This window comes from Roseobacter insulae (assembly GCF_019375555.1).
GTDB lineage: Bacteria > Pseudomonadota > Alphaproteobacteria > Rhodobacterales > Rhodobacteraceae > Roseobacter > Roseobacter insulae.
In genome coordinates this window covers 587,137-601,951 of record NZ_JAHXDN010000002.1, presented here as the reverse complement: position 1 = coordinate 601,951, position 14,815 = coordinate 587,137, and the positions used below count along the sequence as shown (strand labels likewise).

17 protein-coding genes are annotated in these 14,815 nt (G+C 60.4%); 7 read left to right on the top strand and 10 right to left on the bottom strand.

Features of this window, described 5'->3' with window-relative positions; genetic code table 11:
* The first annotated feature begins 135 nt into the window (after positions 1-135).
* The gene (locus tag KX928_RS09125; protein ID WP_219501285.1) at positions 136-1,164 is read left to right on the top strand and encodes a Hint domain-containing protein; all 1,029 of its coding nucleotides are present in this window, start codon (positions 136-138) and stop codon (positions 1,162-1,164) included.
* A 162-nt stretch (positions 1,165-1,326) separates the two neighbouring features.
* On the opposite strand, the gene KX928_RS09120 is transcribed toward KX928_RS09125, so the two are convergent.
* The 4 genes from KX928_RS09120 to tatA are packed head-to-tail and all read right to left on the bottom strand — an operon-like array spanning position 1,327 to position 3,691.
* Positions 1,327-2,172: an ATP-binding protein gene (locus tag KX928_RS09120; RefSeq protein ID WP_219501283.1), complete on the bottom strand. Its 846-nt coding sequence runs from the start codon at positions 2,170-2,172 to the stop codon at positions 1,327-1,329.
* Positions 2,169-3,017, bottom strand: a complete 849-nt coding sequence (gene tatC / locus KX928_RS09115) for a twin-arginine translocase subunit TatC (protein ID WP_219501281.1) — start codon at positions 3,015-3,017, stop codon at positions 2,169-2,171. Before tatC ends, KX928_RS09120 begins: the two co-directional genes overlap by 4 nt.
* Complete coding sequence (gene tatB, locus KX928_RS09110) at positions 3,014-3,475, bottom strand: Sec-independent protein translocase protein TatB (RefSeq protein ID WP_219501279.1); 462 nt, start codon at positions 3,473-3,475, stop codon at positions 3,014-3,016. The genes tatC and tatB overlap by 4 nt, the downstream gene beginning before the upstream one ends.
* Before the next feature lie 3 nt (positions 3,476-3,478).
* The gene (tatA, locus tag KX928_RS09105) at positions 3,479-3,691 is read right to left on the bottom strand and encodes a twin-arginine translocase TatA/TatE family subunit (RefSeq protein ID WP_219501277.1); all 213 of its coding nucleotides are present in this window, start codon (positions 3,689-3,691) and stop codon (positions 3,479-3,481) included.
* A 220-nt stretch (positions 3,692-3,911) separates the two neighbouring features.
* Here tatA and KX928_RS09100 point away from each other — a divergent pair, with 220 nt between their 5' ends.
* Both KX928_RS09100 and KX928_RS09095 read left to right on the top strand, forming a co-directional pair.
* Entirely contained in the window at positions 3,912-4,286 is a 375-nt protein-coding gene (locus tag KX928_RS09100; protein WP_257883644.1) for a hypothetical protein, read from the top strand.
* A gap of 27 nt (positions 4,287-4,313) precedes the next feature.
* Positions 4,314-4,979: a helix-turn-helix transcriptional regulator gene (locus tag KX928_RS09095; protein WP_219501276.1), complete on the top strand. Its 666-nt coding sequence runs from the start codon at positions 4,314-4,316 to the stop codon at positions 4,977-4,979.
* A 13-nt stretch (positions 4,980-4,992) separates the two neighbouring features.
* Here KX928_RS09095 and KX928_RS09090 read toward each other — a convergent pair whose 3' ends face one another.
* From KX928_RS09090 to KX928_RS09065, 6 genes are all read right to left on the bottom strand, one after another.
* The gene (locus tag KX928_RS09090) at positions 4,993-5,352 is read right to left on the bottom strand and encodes a Lin0512 family protein (RefSeq protein ID WP_219501274.1); all 360 of its coding nucleotides are present in this window, start codon (positions 5,350-5,352) and stop codon (positions 4,993-4,995) included.
* Complete coding sequence (locus tag KX928_RS09085; protein ID WP_219501272.1) at positions 5,345-5,695, bottom strand: Lin0512 family protein; 351 nt, start codon at positions 5,693-5,695, stop codon at positions 5,345-5,347. The genes KX928_RS09090 and KX928_RS09085 overlap by 8 nt, the downstream gene beginning before the upstream one ends.
* Before the next feature lie 18 nt (positions 5,696-5,713).
* Positions 5,714-6,757, bottom strand: a complete 1,044-nt coding sequence (locus KX928_RS09080; protein WP_373274797.1) for an ABC transporter ATP-binding protein — start codon at positions 6,755-6,757, stop codon at positions 5,714-5,716.
* A gap of 83 nt (positions 6,758-6,840) precedes the next feature.
* Positions 6,841-8,199: an SLC5/6 family protein gene (locus KX928_RS09075; protein WP_219501269.1), complete on the bottom strand. Its 1,359-nt coding sequence runs from the start codon at positions 8,197-8,199 to the stop codon at positions 6,841-6,843.
* Between the two features lie 99 nt (positions 8,200-8,298).
* On the bottom strand, positions 8,299-9,417 hold the full coding sequence (locus KX928_RS09070) for a YhaZ family DNA alkylation repair protein (RefSeq protein WP_219501267.1): 1,119 nt from the start codon (positions 9,415-9,417) through the stop codon (positions 8,299-8,301).
* A gap of 3 nt (positions 9,418-9,420) precedes the next feature.
* Positions 9,421-10,200 carry an SDR family oxidoreductase gene (locus tag KX928_RS09065; protein WP_219501265.1) on the bottom strand — a complete coding sequence of 260 codons (780 nt, stop codon included), beginning with the start codon at positions 10,198-10,200 and terminating at the stop codon, positions 9,421-9,423.
* A gap of 139 nt (positions 10,201-10,339) precedes the next feature.
* Between KX928_RS09065 and KX928_RS09060 the strand changes: the two genes are divergently transcribed.
* From KX928_RS09060 to KX928_RS09045, 4 genes are read left to right on the top strand one after another with little or no spacing between them, the layout of a single operon-like run.
* Positions 10,340-11,344: a Hint domain-containing protein gene (locus KX928_RS09060; protein ID WP_219501263.1), complete on the top strand. Its 1,005-nt coding sequence runs from the start codon at positions 10,340-10,342 to the stop codon at positions 11,342-11,344.
* A gap of 41 nt (positions 11,345-11,385) precedes the next feature.
* A complete protein-coding gene (locus KX928_RS09055; RefSeq protein ID WP_219501262.1) occupies positions 11,386-12,993 on the top strand; it encodes a peptide chain release factor 3 in 1,608 nt (535 codons plus the stop codon).
* Positions 12,994-13,005: 12 nt separating this feature from the next.
* Positions 13,006-13,746 (top strand): hypothetical protein, encoded by a 741-nt coding sequence (locus tag KX928_RS09050; RefSeq protein ID WP_219501259.1) that lies wholly within the window; start codon positions 13,006-13,008, stop codon positions 13,744-13,746.
* Positions 13,743-14,705, top strand: a complete 963-nt coding sequence (locus KX928_RS09045) for a glycosyltransferase family 2 protein (protein WP_219501257.1) — start codon at positions 13,743-13,745, stop codon at positions 14,703-14,705. Before KX928_RS09050 ends, KX928_RS09045 begins: the two co-directional genes overlap by 4 nt.
* Positions 14,706-14,815: the final 110 nt, after the last annotated feature.

The following is a 14,815-nucleotide window of genomic DNA, read 5'->3' as shown; positions in this document are numbered from 1 at the left end:
ACCGTAAGTTGGTAAAGCACTGAAATCACCCTTAAAATGCCCTTGGCCTGCCGCAATCTCGGGCCTTGGGTCACGTTGCTGCCGCGTTTCCCTTGCAGAAACAATCCAATTGTAACGAAACCATTGGATTACCTTATGCCCAGGTCTTACGGGTACACCTTTGCCATCTTCGGCACGCAGACCACCACTGACGGCGGCGCTTTGGTGGATTACCGCTTTGCCCCCTCCGGAACCTGGCGCTGGGAAGGCACCGACACATATTTCGTCATCGAAGAAGCCAGCAACGGGAACAGAACGTTCAACGGCGACCCGACGAATGAGACGATCAGCAGTGATATTCAGATTGGCGCCCGGCGCGCGCAAACGGTCGATATCGATGGCACAGACCGGCAGGTCATGTGGGACTACACATTCGAAGTTACGGACGGCACCACCACGTGGCGCGTCGGTGTCATTGACGTCGACCTGAACAATGACGACGACACGAACGATGCGTTGGAAGATGGGTATTTTCTGGTCTTCCCAGATGGCATGCCCCCGGAGGGGGTGGATCTGACGAGCGGGCCGGTCGTTGAAAATGACGATGGCACATCCCATGCGGGCCTCGGCGGCACGGTCGTGTGTTTCGCAGCTGGTACACTGATCGAAACCTCCACCGGACCGCGGCCCGTGGAATCCCTCGCGGCGGGCGACATGATCCTGACCCGCGATGCCGGCCTTCAGCCGCTGCGCTGGACCGGCAGTACGCAGGTTCCCGCGCTGGGTGATCTTGCTCCGATCGTGATCTCGGCCGGCGTTATGGGCAATGACAGTGATGTGATTGTTTCGCCCCAGCACGCGTTGCTGGTGGAAGACTGGCGCGCAGAATTGCTGTACGGGATGCCAGATGTTCTGGTGCGGGCAGTCGACCTCTTGACGCATGACGGCATCTACAGGCGGCCGGGCGGTATGGTTACATACTGCCATATTCTGTTTGACGCGCATCATTTGGTGCAGGCGTCCGGCCTGTGGTCAGAAAGCCTCTACCCCGGCGACATGACCCTGCAGACCGTCAACCCAGCAGCACGTCAGGAAATCGAAACCCTGTTTCCCGACCTGAAATCCTATGGGCCTAAAGCCGCACCCTGTCTGCGCCATTTTGAAGCCGCGTGTCTGACACCATGACAGCGCGCGACCTCAGATCCCCGCAGCCGGTGTTTGCGTCCTTTACCCTTGGGGGACGGCGCAGAGGCCCCTGTACGACACTGATGATTTCCTTGCAAAGCGGCCGGTCGTATTATCCGCGCAGACCCCGCGGCGCAGAGGTGATACGCCTGATGCAGCCGGTCAATCGGCAAGCGTCACGCCCCGGCGTCCCGCCAAATCGGTGAAATACTGCCAGGCGACACGGCCCGATCGGGAGCCACGCGTTGCCTGCCATTCGATGGCCTCCGCGCGCAGATCTTCGTCAGAAATCCGAACGCCGTACGCATCGCAATAGCGTCGGATCATCTCGAGATATTGATCCTGATCGCAGGGATGAAAACCCAGCCACAGCCCGAACCGATCAGAGAGAGAAACCTTTTCTTCCACCGCTTCGGACGGATTGATCGCGCTCCCGCGTTCGTTTTCGATCATGTCGCGGGGCATCAGGTGACGCCGGTTGGAGGTCGCGTAAAGCACTACGTTGTCCGGACGCCCTTCGATACCGCCGTCGAGCACTGCCTTGAGGCTTTTGTAATGGGCGTCGTCATGACCAAAGGACAGGTCATCGCAAAACAGGATGAAGCGATAGGGTTCATCGCGCAACATGTTCAGCAACCGCCCGACAGAGGGAAAATCCTCGCGGTGCAGCTCTACCAGGCGCAGAGCTTCATGTTTTGCCTGAACCTCGCCGTGTATTGATTTGACAAGACTTGATTTTCCCATGCCACGTGCCCCCCAGAGGAGTGCATTGTTGGCAGGCATGCCCCGGGCAAACTGATCGGTATTTGCCAACAGCGTGTCGCGTGACCGGTCCAGCCCGACCAGCAGCGACAACGCAATCCGCGCGACTTTCGTGACCGGTTGCAGCCTGTCGGGGTCAAGATGCCACACAAATACCGGGGCGGCAGAAAAATCCGGCCTCGCCTGAGGCGGCGGCGCCATGCGTTCCAGCGCCGCGGCAATACGCTCCATCGGGTCGGGGGTCACGTCAGGTCGTCCTCGTCATCATAATACCCCTCTGCGCGCAGGCGCGCCTCACGCTTGCCCTCCACGCGCCTGACGAGGAAAATCGAAACTTCGTAAAGACCGTAGACAACGACAAAGAGAATGACCTGGGTGATGACATCCGGCGGCGTCACCAGCGCGGCAAGAACGAGGATGGCAACAACCGCATATTTTCGCACGTTCCCAAGCCCTTCAGCACTGACAAGACCGGCCTTACCCATAAGGGTGAGAAGCACCGGCAGTTGAAAACACATGCCGAAGGCAACGATGAACTTGATGGTGAGGTTCAGATACTCCTGAGCCGACCCCTGAAACACCACGCTGAGCCCCGGTGCGACGGCGGGGTCGCCGACGACCGCTTCGCCTCCCTCGCCAAACTGTTGGAACCCAAGGAAGAAATCATACGCCAGCGGGGTCACGATGTAGAATGCGAAAGACGCGCCCAGGAGAAACATCACCGGAGAGGCGACAAGGAAGGGCAGAAATGCCCCCTTTTCGTTCTTGTAAAGCCCCGGGGCCACAAAGCGCCACATCTGATGCGCGATCACCGGGAACGACAGGATGAGCCCGCCCAGCAGCGAGACCTTGATCGCCACGAAGAAACCTTCCTGCGGGCTGATGAAAATCAGATCGCAATCCTGCCCGCGATCAGACAACACCGTGCACAAAGGATCGGTCAGAAAATTGAAAATCGGCGTCGCGACCGTGAAACACACGATCATGCCTACCAGAAAGGCGATGACCGACCGGATCAGCCGGGTCCGCAACTCCGCCAGATGTTCGATCAGCGGGGCGGCACTTTCGTCTATGTCGTCAGAAGCGCTCATGTATCACTCTTTGTGGCAGAACCGGTGGTGGTCTCGTCACGCGACGCTTCCAGTGCCGTGGCGTGGGCTTGTGCCTCTTCCGCTTCCTTCATCTTGCGGTCTGCGGCGGCGCGCGCGGTGGCTGCCTGTATCTTCTTGGTCTGCTCCGCCCGTTCGGCAGCCAGTTTACCCGTCTCGCTGTCAGGGTCGAATTTCCCCAGATCTGCCGCAGCCGATTTCACGCCGTCCATCGCGGAGTTGATCGGGTTGGTCGCCGTCTTCAGCCCCTTTGCCACGTCCTTCATGCCGGATTCGTCTGCCGCATCATTCATCGCCCGGCTGAATTCGCGGGCCATCCCCTTGGCTTTGCCGACGAACTGCCCCAACGTACGGAACAGCACCGGCAAATCCTTCGGGCCCACGACAATCAGCGCGACGATGCCGATAACCAGCATCTCCGTCCAGCCAATATCAAACATGTTTTAGACCTTGTCTTTTTCGGTCTCGGGCGTCACGTCCTTGGCTTCCTCGGACGCATTCGTGATCTCGTCCTGGCCTTCGCTGATGCCCTTCTTGAACGAGGTGATGCCCTTGCCCACTTCGCCCATCAGGCTGGAAATCTTGCCACGGCCAAACAGCACGAGCACCACAACGGCGATCAGCAGGAGGCCCGGCAGGCCAATATTGTTCAACATTTCAGTTCTCCCATTACTTTTGCCGCCCTTTCGATGGCGGCGTTGGTCGGCCTCCGTTGTAAGGACCTCCCGCGCTGGCTAAAAGCATCAAAGCCGGTCTGCCCCTGCTCGACGCGGCACAAATACCAAAATAGTCGCGTTGATCAAACTCAACTGACAGGTTTATGTCAGTTGTACCCTGTCATGTCCATGCCGACGCAAGACAATGAAAGGACAGATCATGCGCGCACACCCTTTACATCACACTCTGATCGCCCGGTCAGCACCCGATACTTCCCGCGGCTTGGGGGTTTCGGAGCCTGTTGCCGAAGTTGTCACCTTTCGCTTGGCGACAGGTGTGGCTCCGGAGGAATTCCTGAAAGCTGCCAATGGCATCGCGCCCTTCCTGCGGGCGTCCGGTGCCGTCATCTCGCGTACTTTGAGCGTGGACGCGGACGGGCTTTGGACCGATCATATCACCTGGACCTCCATGTCAGCGGCCAAGACGGCCGCTCAGGAGCTGATGCAGCGCCCTGAAGCAATGCCCATGCTCAAGGCCATCGAAGAAGGCAGCGCGACGATGCGCCATGCGCCGATTATGCTGACGATGGACTAAGCGACGTCAGGCTGGCACAACGGCAGCATGCGCCGCTCTGACCGCCTGTTCGACATCATCCAGATCCTGCGCGATGGTAAGCTGCACCGCGCGCAGGACATTGCGGACCGGCTCGAGGTTTCGACGCGGACGATCTATCGCGACATGGACACGCTGATGGCCTCCGGCATACCGGTGGAAGGCGAACGCGGCGTCGGATACATGATTACCGAGGCGATCACCCTGCCGCCGCTGACCCTGACCGTCGAGGAACTGGAAGCGCTGAACCTTGGCATGGCGATAGTCGGCGAGGCGGCGGACCCTGATCTCAAGGCCGCCGCACTGAGCCTTGCGGATAAAGTCGATGCCGTGCTGCCCACGCAGACAGTCGCTGACGCGGATGCGTGGAAATTCGCAGTCTATCCCTTCGCCGATGCCGCCCGCGGGTTTGCGCATATGCCGACGTTGCGTGCCGCCATTCGTGCAAAGCAAAAGATCAGGCTGACCTACACATCAAAGGAAAACCAGGTCACGACGCGCACCATTCGCCCACTCCATATGGAGTATTGGGGGCGCATCTGGACGATCACAGCATGGTGCGAAATGCGCAATGCCTTTCGCGTATTTCGCGTGGATCTGATCCAGACGGCGGAGGCCCTGCCGGAGATGTTCGTGGACGAACCCGGCAAAACCATTGCCGATTACGTCCCGTGATGCAGCCGCGGGCTTACTTCTTCAGTTTCCATTGGGTTTGCGGCGGCAGGAAGGCTTCGACACTGGCTTGTGCAATCACGATGGGGTCACCCGTTACCGTGGTCACGTTCAAACCGCCCTTGACCACGCGCACCTTGGCGCGGCCCCGTGGCAGTGTCGCAACAAGATCGCTGGCATCGACGGCATCAGGGTCCTGAACCCCCACGGTTACCTGAACCCGCATTTCTGCGTGATCCAATCCGATCGCACCAAAAAGCGGCAGGGAGGAATGACGGAACGCATCCTCGATCGCCCGTTTGGCGGCCTTGGTATAGTCCTGCCCGTGCAGATCATTGCCCATGCCCATCTCGATGATCACGCGTTGGTCAGTCATCCGCCCGCTCCATCTCGAAGCCAACGGTCAGCGCAACGTTGGCCATGATCGTCGGGTGCCCCTCGCCATCGGGACGCGGCGCATCCAGCCCGCCGTGATGCACGCGCACATCGGCATGTCCGTAGGGGAACACGGCACGCACCTTTTCGACATCCACCGCCTGCGGCTTTTGCACACCGATGTCGACAATGATCTGCATGTCCGTTTTCTCGAACCCGAAGAGCTCGGCCAGGTTGATCGAGTTGTGCCAGAGCGCGTCGCGCACACCGCGCACCGCCGCCTGCGTGTAGTCACCCCGCCTCAGGGATGTGCCCATTCCGAATTCCACCAATAGCTTCTGCATTGCGGTTCCCATCTGCCCTCAGGCGTCAAACACAAAACACTTGTCGCGCCGGATTGTCAGCCACATCACGGTGCCAACTTTCGGCAAAAAGACATTCGGAACGGTCGCGCGCAAGATGGAATCGTCGTAATCCATCACGAACTCCACAAGGCTTTCATTGCCCATGAACCGGGCCCGCTGCACAACGCCCCGCGCGGCTGTGCCATCGGTCGCGGTCGGTTTCGGCCCGGTTCCGCCGCGGTCGAAATCGATGCGCACGTGCTGCGGGCGAAAGACAATATCGACCATCGTCCCGTCCGGGTGCCCCGGCGCCAGAAACTGACCGAAAGGCGTCTGCGCCAGCGCCCCTTCCACCGTCGCATGCAGGACATTCGCATCCGAGAAAAACGCAAGGGCCGCCCTGTCCACCGGCCGGGTGTAGACATTGTAGGGCGCACCATGCTGTACGATCCGGCCATCGCGCATCAGGGCGATCTCATCGGCCATGCGCATGGCCTCTTCCGGCTCGTGGGTGACCAGCAATACGGCCGTGTCCTGCTCCTTGAGAATGTTGAGCGTCTCGTCGCGGATACCATCGCGCAGGCGGTTGTCGAGGCCCGAGAAAGGCTCGTCCATCAGCATGATCTTGGGTTTCGGGGCCAGCGCCCGGGCCAGGGCGACACGCTGCTGTTCGCCGCCTGATAATTGGTGCGGGTAGCCGTCGATGAACCGCATCAGGTCCACCCGCTCCAGCAGTTCTTCCACCCGTGCCCGCTTTTCCGCCTTCGAGCCCGATGTCAGGCCGAAGGCCACGTTATCGGCGACGCTGAGGTGCGGAAACAACGCGAAATCCTGGAACATCAGACCAATCTCCCGCCGTTCCGGCGGCAACCTGAAAATGGTGTCACAGACCAGCGCACCGTCCACGTAAATCTCTCCGCTGTCCTGCATCTCCACACCGGCGATCATGCGCAGGGTTGTGGATTTGCCGCATCCCGAAGGCCCTAAAAGACAGGTGACCTGACCGGGTTGGATGGCAAAGCTGATATCGTTGACCACCGTGCGCCCCTCGAAGGAGCGCATCAGGTTCTTGACTTCCAGCCTTGGGGGAACAGGTGTCACGCGGGTCTCGTCAAATCCGATAGAATTCATCGGATAACGGGCTATCAGCCCTTCCGGGCGCCCGCAAGCACTGCTGCAAAACCGATGCTTAATACCACGAGGCAGATAACCAGCAATTGTTCGTATTTATGACCTTCGGGCAACCACGCCGCCACGCCCTGCCACTCGCGGGCAAAATAGGCGAACGCCCCCCCGACCGCAGCCGCAAAGGCGACAAGATAGGACCAGAGCGGGATATCTCTGTCGCCGACCAGCCCGACCAGCAGAACCGGCGCAAGGAACATGGACGCGGTCCCGCTGACCGCCACGGCGTCAAAAAGCGTCGCGTTGCCCCATAGCGTCAAGGCGGCGCCAAGCCCCATAACGACAACCATGACCACCCGCCCCCCCAAAAGGCTGCGCGTCGCGAGACCAAGCTCCTCCACCGCGAGACGCGCCGATGACGCGAGAGCGGAATCAAGCGTGCTCATCGCGGAAACCAGCAGGGAGATAACCAGCAGCACGAAAACCCATGACGGGAACATCCCGGCCCAGGTGCCGATCAGCTGTCCTTCGTAGGGGGCACCGACAAGGCTCGCCTGAATGCCGAAAAACCCAAAGGCCAGAATGCACAGCATCGATATCCAGAAGGCGTGCAGGAAAGACCGGCGCGTTGTTTCCGTGTCCGCCAGAAAGCCGCGGTCCATCATCACCGGATCATGCGCCGGATAGGAAAAGACCTGTAACGCTGCAACCGCGAGCAGGATCCACCCGTTGTATGCCCCGGAGGCACCGGGCGCTGTCAGCACCGCGGACCACGAGAAACCCGGCGTCATGATCAGGGCGCCGAAGGCCAGTATCAGCGCCAGAAGGAACAACAGCATCTGAACGACGTCGGTACGCAGGGCGGCGCTCAACCCGCCCCATGCGGAATAGGCCAGTCCCAGCACCGATACGATGAGGATCGCGACGGTGCCGTTGCCACCGGCCAGCGCGTCGAAGATCAGCCCGACCACCAGCAGGTTGGCAAAGACCTCCGACAAAAGCCGCAGGCCGACCACCAGGTTATAGGCGCCCTGCCCGACTGCCCCGAACCGCACGCCCAGCCATTCCTGCATGGAACCAGCCCCCTGCGCGCGCAGGTGGCCGACGATGTAGCCACCCGTCAGGAAGGACCCGTAATAGACCGCATACGCCAGCGTACCCGCGATCCCGTAGTAATACCCCAGAATGGCGGCGTTCATCAGCGACCGCGCGAAAATCCACGTTGTCACCTGGCTCAGCACAAGCACCCACAGGCCGGGTGCCGCGCCACTTTCGGACTTGCCGCTGAAAAAGCCTTCGACACTCGCCCGGCGGGGTGCAGCCAGCAGACTGGCAATGACGATTGCGCCGAAGATAACGACAAGGATGGTGGTTTGCATCAATGGGGGCCTTTTGCCGCGTGTTTTCAGACCGGTATCGAAGCCGCGCCGCCGCCACCAGTACCGCGACGCCAATCTGTCGCGATTGTGAACCGGCGTTTACGTCAGCTCGAACGACGCTTCCGCCCGGTCCACTCCGTTGACCTGTACCGTCAACAGATGAGGACCGGGATGCAGCCGGAACGTCGTCGCATCTCCCTTGAGCTTGTGCGCCTTGCTGACCTCGAAGGGCTTCGTCGGGGTCGCTTTGCCCTGTTTGAGCTTAAAGACCTTTTGCCCTTGCCGCCCTTCGGGCCGGGAAAAAGTGATGCGGTAATCGACAAGCACCGGCAAATCCGCCGTTACGCTGACGCGACAGCCGAATTTCAACACATCGCCGATCGCGACCGTCGGGGTGTCGAGCATCAGGTCAACCGCAACCGGTGCTTCCGGGTCGTACCCAAGGGCCGACATAGCACCCGCGTGCCCCTGCTTGATCAGGCTGCGCAGCGCGTGCCGCGTCATCCAATCGAGCTCTTTGGGCTGCTGGCGCTTGGCCTCCCGCCACTTGCCCAGGTGATCCAGCACCAGATCAGGATGCGTTTTGGACAGATCGTTCAGGTGGTTCGACACGGAGCGGGTGACAAATCGGGTGCGGTCTCCGTGCAGCGCGTCAAGCAGCGGCAAGGTCTGCTCCGGCGTCAGTGATACAGCCTTGGCCCAGGGAAGCTTGGGACGCGTGCCTTCGCTGACCAGACGGCGCACGTGATAATTGCTGTCCGACGCCCAGATGCGCAGATCGGCAAGGGTATCCTCCGTCCAGGTGTTGAGGAAAGCACGGATGTAGAATTCCATTGAAAACCGCTGGGTCGCGCGGTGCAGCAGCGTCATCGCCCGTTCACGGTGCCGGTCAAGCCCGTGGCGGACCGCCAGAATACCCGGCACTGCGTGGATGAACTGACCAAAGTCGTCGTCCCGCAACGTCGGGTCGAGCGGTGCGGGCATGGCTGCTTCCAGCTGGTCCGCCATGGTGGAAAAATCACCGGCCAGTTGCGCCTCGACGCAATCGGCCAGCCAGTCCAGCCGCGCCAAAAGCTCCCGGTCGGCAAACCCGGCCAGCGCCTGTCGTTGGAATTCTGCGCCATCGAAGTCCGGGAGGGCGGCACCATACTCCTGCGCCAGTTGACCAACCGTTTGCCGGTTGAACAGATGATCCTTGAGTGAAAACCGTTCCGCCATGGATCAGATCGTGGCGTTTGTGGCACCGCCGTCCAGAAGGATATTCTGGCCCACCATAAAACCGGCATGCTGCGAGCATATGAAGGCACAGACAGCGCCAAATTCTTCGAGCGACCCGTATCTGCCTGCAGGGATCGTGGCAGACCGGCGCGCCCGGGCCTCTTCAAGGCTGATCCCATCGCGGGCGGCAACCGGGCCGTCGAGCGCTTCTGCGCGGTCGGTGGCATGAATGCCCGGCAGCAGGTTGTTGATCGTAACACCTGCACTTGCCACCTGGCGACTGGTGCCGGCAACATAGCCTGTCAATCCGGTACGGGCGGCATTGCTCAGACCCAGTTGCGGGATCGGCGCTTTGACGGATTGCGAGGTGATATTGACCACACGTCCCCATCCCCGATCCATCATGCCGGGCACCAGCGCCTTGATCATCGCAATGGGCGACAGCATGTTGGCATCAAGCGCCGCGATGAAATCGGCGCGGTCCCAATCGTGCCACATGCCCGGGGGTGGGCCTCCTGCATTGTTGACAAGGATGTCGGCCTGACCCGCAGCGGCCAGCACCTTTGCGCGCCCGTCATCGCCGGTGATATCGGCGGCGACCGTCTCAACCGAAACGCCGTGAGCCGTGCGGATGGTCTCCGCCGCGGCTTCCAGTGCCTCGGCACCCCTGGCGTTCATCACCAGATCACACCCGGCGGCTGCGAGGGCCTGCGCACAGCCCAGCCCCAATCCTTTCGAAGATGCGCAAACAACCGCGCGTTTCCCCTTGATACCCAAATCCATGTCATGCTCCCTAACGTTTCCACCAATGCCTAGCACCGCCACCGTGGCAGAGACCAGCAAAACACCGAAAAGTTGACCGCCCCTGGCCACAATTCTGAATTAACGCATTGAAAACCATGGTATGAGAAGGTCACGCCCTATGTCCCAGAGTTCCTCATACGGCCCCGGTCAGACGCTCGCAGTGCACTGTGCGGCGGACATGATCGTAAGCGCCGGTGCCAACGAAGGGGACGGGTTGAGCTTTGCCGAAGATCTTGAGCTGGGCGACGTCTACAGGCTGAAAGCCACTGCCCGGACGCACCGCCTGACGCTTGCGCGCGGGAAAAACCGAGGGTTCCGGATTACTGACAACAGCGAGGTTGGCACGCCCGGAGCCGAGATTCATCTGGACTGCGCGATGACACTGATGTCTCCCGATGCGCCCGTCACCGAGGTGATTGTCCTTGTGCAGCTCAACGATGCCGGTGCCGTTCGAGAGACGTTTGCGCTGCCGCTTGCGCCGCTGATACCGCAGGCGGACTACCAGCTGGTGGGCATAGATACCTCTCGTACCGCCGAAAAGATTGCCCAGATCGCCTGCGTCTCCTTTGCGCGCGGAACGCATATCACTATGGGTTCAGGCCGTCAGAAACGTATCGAGGAGCTGCAACCCGGTGACCCGGTTTTGACCCGCGACGATGGCGTTCAACAGGTTCGGTGGATCGGGCGCAGCACACAACGCGCCGTAGGAGATTTTGCACCCATAAGGATTCAGGCCGGCGTTCTGAACAACACCAACGATCTTATTGTCAGCCCCAACCACCGTCTCTTTATCTACCAGCGCACCGACCGGGTGGGCGCCGGACGCTCCGAGCTTCTGGTAAAAGCGCGCCACCTCGTGAACGGCCAGACAGTGACGGTCATGCAGGGCGGGTTTGTGGATTACCATCAACTGCTCTTTGACACGCATCAGATTATCTACGCGGAAGGGATTGCCGCGGAATCGATGCTGGCCGACGACCGTACGGCCCCCATGCTCTCGCCCGAGGCCAGTCAGCGCATCGGCCCGCACGACGCCTCAAGGCTGGACATCTTCGACGTCCCCGAAAGCCTGCTGGACCGGCCCGACATGGCAGCCCTCTTGCGCAAGGCGTCGCTGCGCTGACTGCGCTTGCCGCGCCCTGCTTGCGTCGCTATATGCGCTGCATGCTGGACTCACCTCAAAACCGCCCCGACTTACCGCCTGAGATTGCGCGCCGCCGTACCTTTGCGATCATCAGCCACCCTGACGCGGGCAAGACCACACTGACGGAAAAGTTTCTGCTGTTTGGCGGCGCCATCCAAATGGCCGGGCAGGTGCGCGCCAAGGGCGAAGCACGCCGAACGCGCTCGGACTTCATGGCGATGGAAAAAGATCGCGGCATCTCGGTCTCCGCCTCCGCAATGTCGTTTGACTTCAAAGAGTTCCGGTTCAATCTGGTTGATACCCCCGGCCACTCCGATTTCTCTGAAGACACTTACCGGACCCTCACCGCCGTGGACGCTGCGGTAATGGTGATTGACGGGGCAAAGGGTGTCGAAAGCCAGACCCAGAAACTGTTTGAAGTCTGCCGGATGCGCGATCTGCCGATCCTGACTTTCTGCAATAAGATGGATCGCGAAAGCCGGGACGTCTTTGAGATCATCGACGAGATCCAGGAAAACCTGGCCATCGACGTGACCCCGGCAAGCTGGCCCATCGGCGTCGGTCGGGATTTTCTGGGATGCTACGACATCCTGCGTGACCGGCTGGAACTGATGGACCGGGCAGACAGAAACCGGGTGGCCGACTCCATCGAGATCAACGGCCTCGACGACCCCAAGCTCGCAGAGCATGTGCCACCGGCGCTGCTGGAGAAATTGCGCGAGGACCTTGAAATGGCCCGCGAGTTGTTGCCGCCCCTCGATATCTCCGCGATGCACGAAGGGTCGCTGACCCCGATCTGGTTCGGATCGGCGATCAACTCCTTCGGCGTCAAGGAACTGATGGAGGGCATCGCCTCCTACGGGCCGCAACCGCAGATCCAGTCGGCAGAACCGCGCCAAATCCTGCCGGAGGAAAAGAAGGTCGCCGGGTTCGTGTTCAAGGTTCAGGCGAATATGGATCCCAAACACCGCGACCGGGTGGCCTTTGTTCGGCTGGCTTCCGGGCATTTCGAACGGGGCATGAAACTGACCCATGTCCGCACCAAGAAACCGATGGCGATCAGCAATCCCGTCATGTTTCTGGCCTCCGACCGGGAACTGGCCGAGGAAGCCTGGGCGGGCGACATTATCGGTATTCCCAACCACGGCCAGCTGCGCATCGGCGATACGCTGACCGAGGGCGAGGCGATCCGCGTCACCGGCATCCCGTCATTCGCCCCTGAACTGCTTCAGGGTGTGCGCGCTGGCGATCCGCTCAAGGCCAAGCATCTTGAAAAGGCGCTGATGCAATTTGCTGAAGAGGGGGCCGCAAAGGTGTTCAAACCGTCCATCGGTTCCGGTTTTGTCGTCGGGGTTGTCGGGCAGTTGCAATTTGAGGTGCTCGCCAGCCGGATTGAGCTGGAATATGGGTTGCCGGTACGATTTGACGCTTCGCAGTTCACCTCGGCGCGCTGGGTGAGCGGCGACAAACAAGCCGTTGAAAAATTTACCGAAAGCAATAAACAGCATATTGCCCATGACCACGATGGTGACATCGTCTACCTGACGCGCCTACAATGGGATATCGACCGGGTTGGCCGTGATTACCCGGATGTCACACTGACTGCCACCAAGGAGATGATGGTCTGAAGACCCCGCCCCATGATTGACAAAGAGGAAATTCATCAGGGCGGTTTTTTCAAACTGATGCGGGTGTTGGACCGGCGCCAGCGGCCTTTTGACAGGGTCGAGATCATGTTGCCGCCAACCGATGTGGATCTTCAAAGCCTGCATGCGGAAACGGTGCCCGCGCCGGAGATTGACTACCATGACACTCCGCGCTATTCCGCAGAACGCAAATGGGTTGAACTGCAAGCGCTTTTCGAAGGTCAGAGCGCCCTGCACATGGTGCATGCCGTATTGATCGCGGTGTTGCGGCGACGCGATCCCCCACAGGCGGCGCGCGAGGTGTTTTTTCGTATCTGGGCGGAACAGGGCGAACTTATGGCGCGTGAACTGCCGACACGCTGGCTCATTTCGGCGGCCACGACCTTTGCCGATGTTGGAGAAACCGGTGATCAACGTGCCTTGGGGATGGGTCTGTCGACGCTATTCGACCTGATCAAGCTGCACGACAGTGAGCGGCGCATCACCGGCCAGCCAGGCGATGTTCCCTTCGATGTGAAACGCAAGATCAAACGATCTCCCATGGCGTTTGACATGCAGCCTTATTCGCTGAAAGGCGGCGATCTGGATCGCGTGTTACTGGCCCGTTTGTGGCAACTGAGCGAACGCGATGCGACGATCCGGCCGCTGGCCACCCGCATGTTGCGCATGGCGATGACGGACCAGCGCAGTATTTTCGCGCGGGTTCAGAAGTTCAAACCCGAGAAAGACGCATGACATCCGCGGCACGCTGGGGGCTGTGTGCCACGGTGAAAGCTCCCGCCGCCGATGTGCTGCGTTTTGCCGCCTTTCATCTGAGCGCCGGTGCGCACCGCATCCATATCTGTCTCGACGCCCCCAATCCCGGGGCATTTGCCGCCCTGAAAGCGCATCCGAAATGCCGCGTGACGCAGTGCGACGACGCTTATTGGCAACAAGTCAAAGGGCACCGCCCGGCCAAACACCAGATACGTCAGTCCTTTAATGCAACACGAACCTACAGGCGCGTGCGCGATGTGGACTGGCTGATCCATATGGACGTCGACGAATTTTTGGTTTCAGAGCTGCCAGTGGCATCTGCGCTTGCCGCCCTGCCCCAAAATATCCAAAGCGCCCGCACAAGACCGATGGAAGCGCTTGCCCCCTCCGACGCCGCTACGTTTCCCGACGCTTTCAAGAAGTTCCTGCCAAACGGTCCGGCACGTCTGGAAACGGCAATGCGGCTCTACCCGACGTTTGGCGCCTATGTGAAGGGAGGCTTCGTCAGCCATGTGGCGGGCAAACTCTTTGTGCGGACCGGTTTGCCAGACATGAAAATACGCATTCACAATGCCCAGCAGAACGAACAGATGAACCCCCGAAGCACGGAGCTTGACCAGGTGGCGCTGGCGCATTGTCACGCCAGCAACTGGCAGGCATGGCGCGACGCGTATCAGTATCGTTTTGAAAAAGGCTCCTACCGGGCCAATCTTGCCCCCGCGATCCCGGAGGCGGACGGAGGGCTGACGCTGCACGCGCTTTTCAAAACGATTCGCGCCCATGAGGGAGAACACGGCCTGCGCACATTCTTCGACGAAGTCTGCGCCGATACGCCGGAGCATCGGTCACGATTGGAAAAAGAGCAGTTACTTGTCGTCCATGACCTGGCGCTTGAGACGCATCTAAAGACACATTTTCCTGATTTCACCAATGGATAGCACAACTAATTGACGCTGGCAGCACATGTTGATATGGACCCTCATCATGTCGCGGCGCAAAGCCGCCCCAGGGCCATGCGGGCCGACATGAACGCTGCTGCGGGCCAAGA

Excerpts from the sequence above, each read along its gene's own strand:
- KX928_RS09095 (WP_219501276.1), top strand. The coding sequence starts at position 4,314 with ATGCGCCGCTCTGACCGCCTGTTCGACATCATCCAGATCCTGCGCGAT.
- KX928_RS09085 (WP_219501272.1), bottom strand. The coding sequence starts at position 5,695 with ATGCAGAAGCTATTGGTGGAATTCGGAATGGGCACATCCCTGAGGCGG.
- tatB (WP_219501279.1), bottom strand. The coding sequence starts at position 3,475 with ATGTTTGATATTGGCTGGACGGAGATGCTGGTTATCGGCATCGTCGCG.
- KX928_RS09125 (WP_219501285.1), top strand. The coding sequence starts at position 136 with ATGCCCAGGTCTTACGGGTACACCTTTGCCATCTTCGGCACGCAGACC.
- KX928_RS09045 (WP_219501257.1), top strand. The coding sequence starts at position 13,743 with ATGACATCCGCGGCACGCTGGGGGCTGTGTGCCACGGTGAAAGCTCCC.
- KX928_RS09075 (WP_219501269.1), bottom strand. The coding sequence starts at position 8,199 with ATGCAAACCACCATCCTTGTCGTTATCTTCGGCGCAATCGTCATTGCC.
- tatA (WP_219501277.1), bottom strand. The coding sequence starts at position 3,691 with ATGTTGAACAATATTGGCCTGCCGGGCCTCCTGCTGATCGCCGTTGTG.
- KX928_RS09065 (WP_219501265.1), bottom strand. The coding sequence starts at position 10,200 with ATGGATTTGGGTATCAAGGGGAAACGCGCGGTTGTTTGCGCATCTTCG.
- KX928_RS09080 (WP_373274797.1), bottom strand. The coding sequence starts at position 6,757 with ATGCGCTCCTTCGAGGGGCGCACGGTGGTCAACGATATCAGCTTTGCC.
- KX928_RS09060 (WP_219501263.1), top strand. The coding sequence starts at position 10,340 with ATGTCCCAGAGTTCCTCATACGGCCCCGGTCAGACGCTCGCAGTGCAC.
- KX928_RS09050 (WP_219501259.1), top strand. The coding sequence starts at position 13,006 with ATGATTGACAAAGAGGAAATTCATCAGGGCGGTTTTTTCAAACTGATG.
- KX928_RS09090 (WP_219501274.1), bottom strand. The coding sequence starts at position 5,352 with ATGACTGACCAACGCGTGATCATCGAGATGGGCATGGGCAATGATCTG.
- KX928_RS09055 (WP_219501262.1), top strand. The coding sequence starts at position 11,386 with ATGCTGGACTCACCTCAAAACCGCCCCGACTTACCGCCTGAGATTGCG.
- tatC (WP_219501281.1), bottom strand. The coding sequence starts at position 3,017 with ATGAGCGCTTCTGACGACATAGACGAAAGTGCCGCCCCGCTGATCGAA.
- KX928_RS09070 (WP_219501267.1), bottom strand. The coding sequence starts at position 9,417 with ATGGCGGAACGGTTTTCACTCAAGGATCATCTGTTCAACCGGCAAACG.
- KX928_RS09100 (WP_257883644.1), top strand. The coding sequence starts at position 3,912 with ATGCGCGCACACCCTTTACATCACACTCTGATCGCCCGGTCAGCACCC.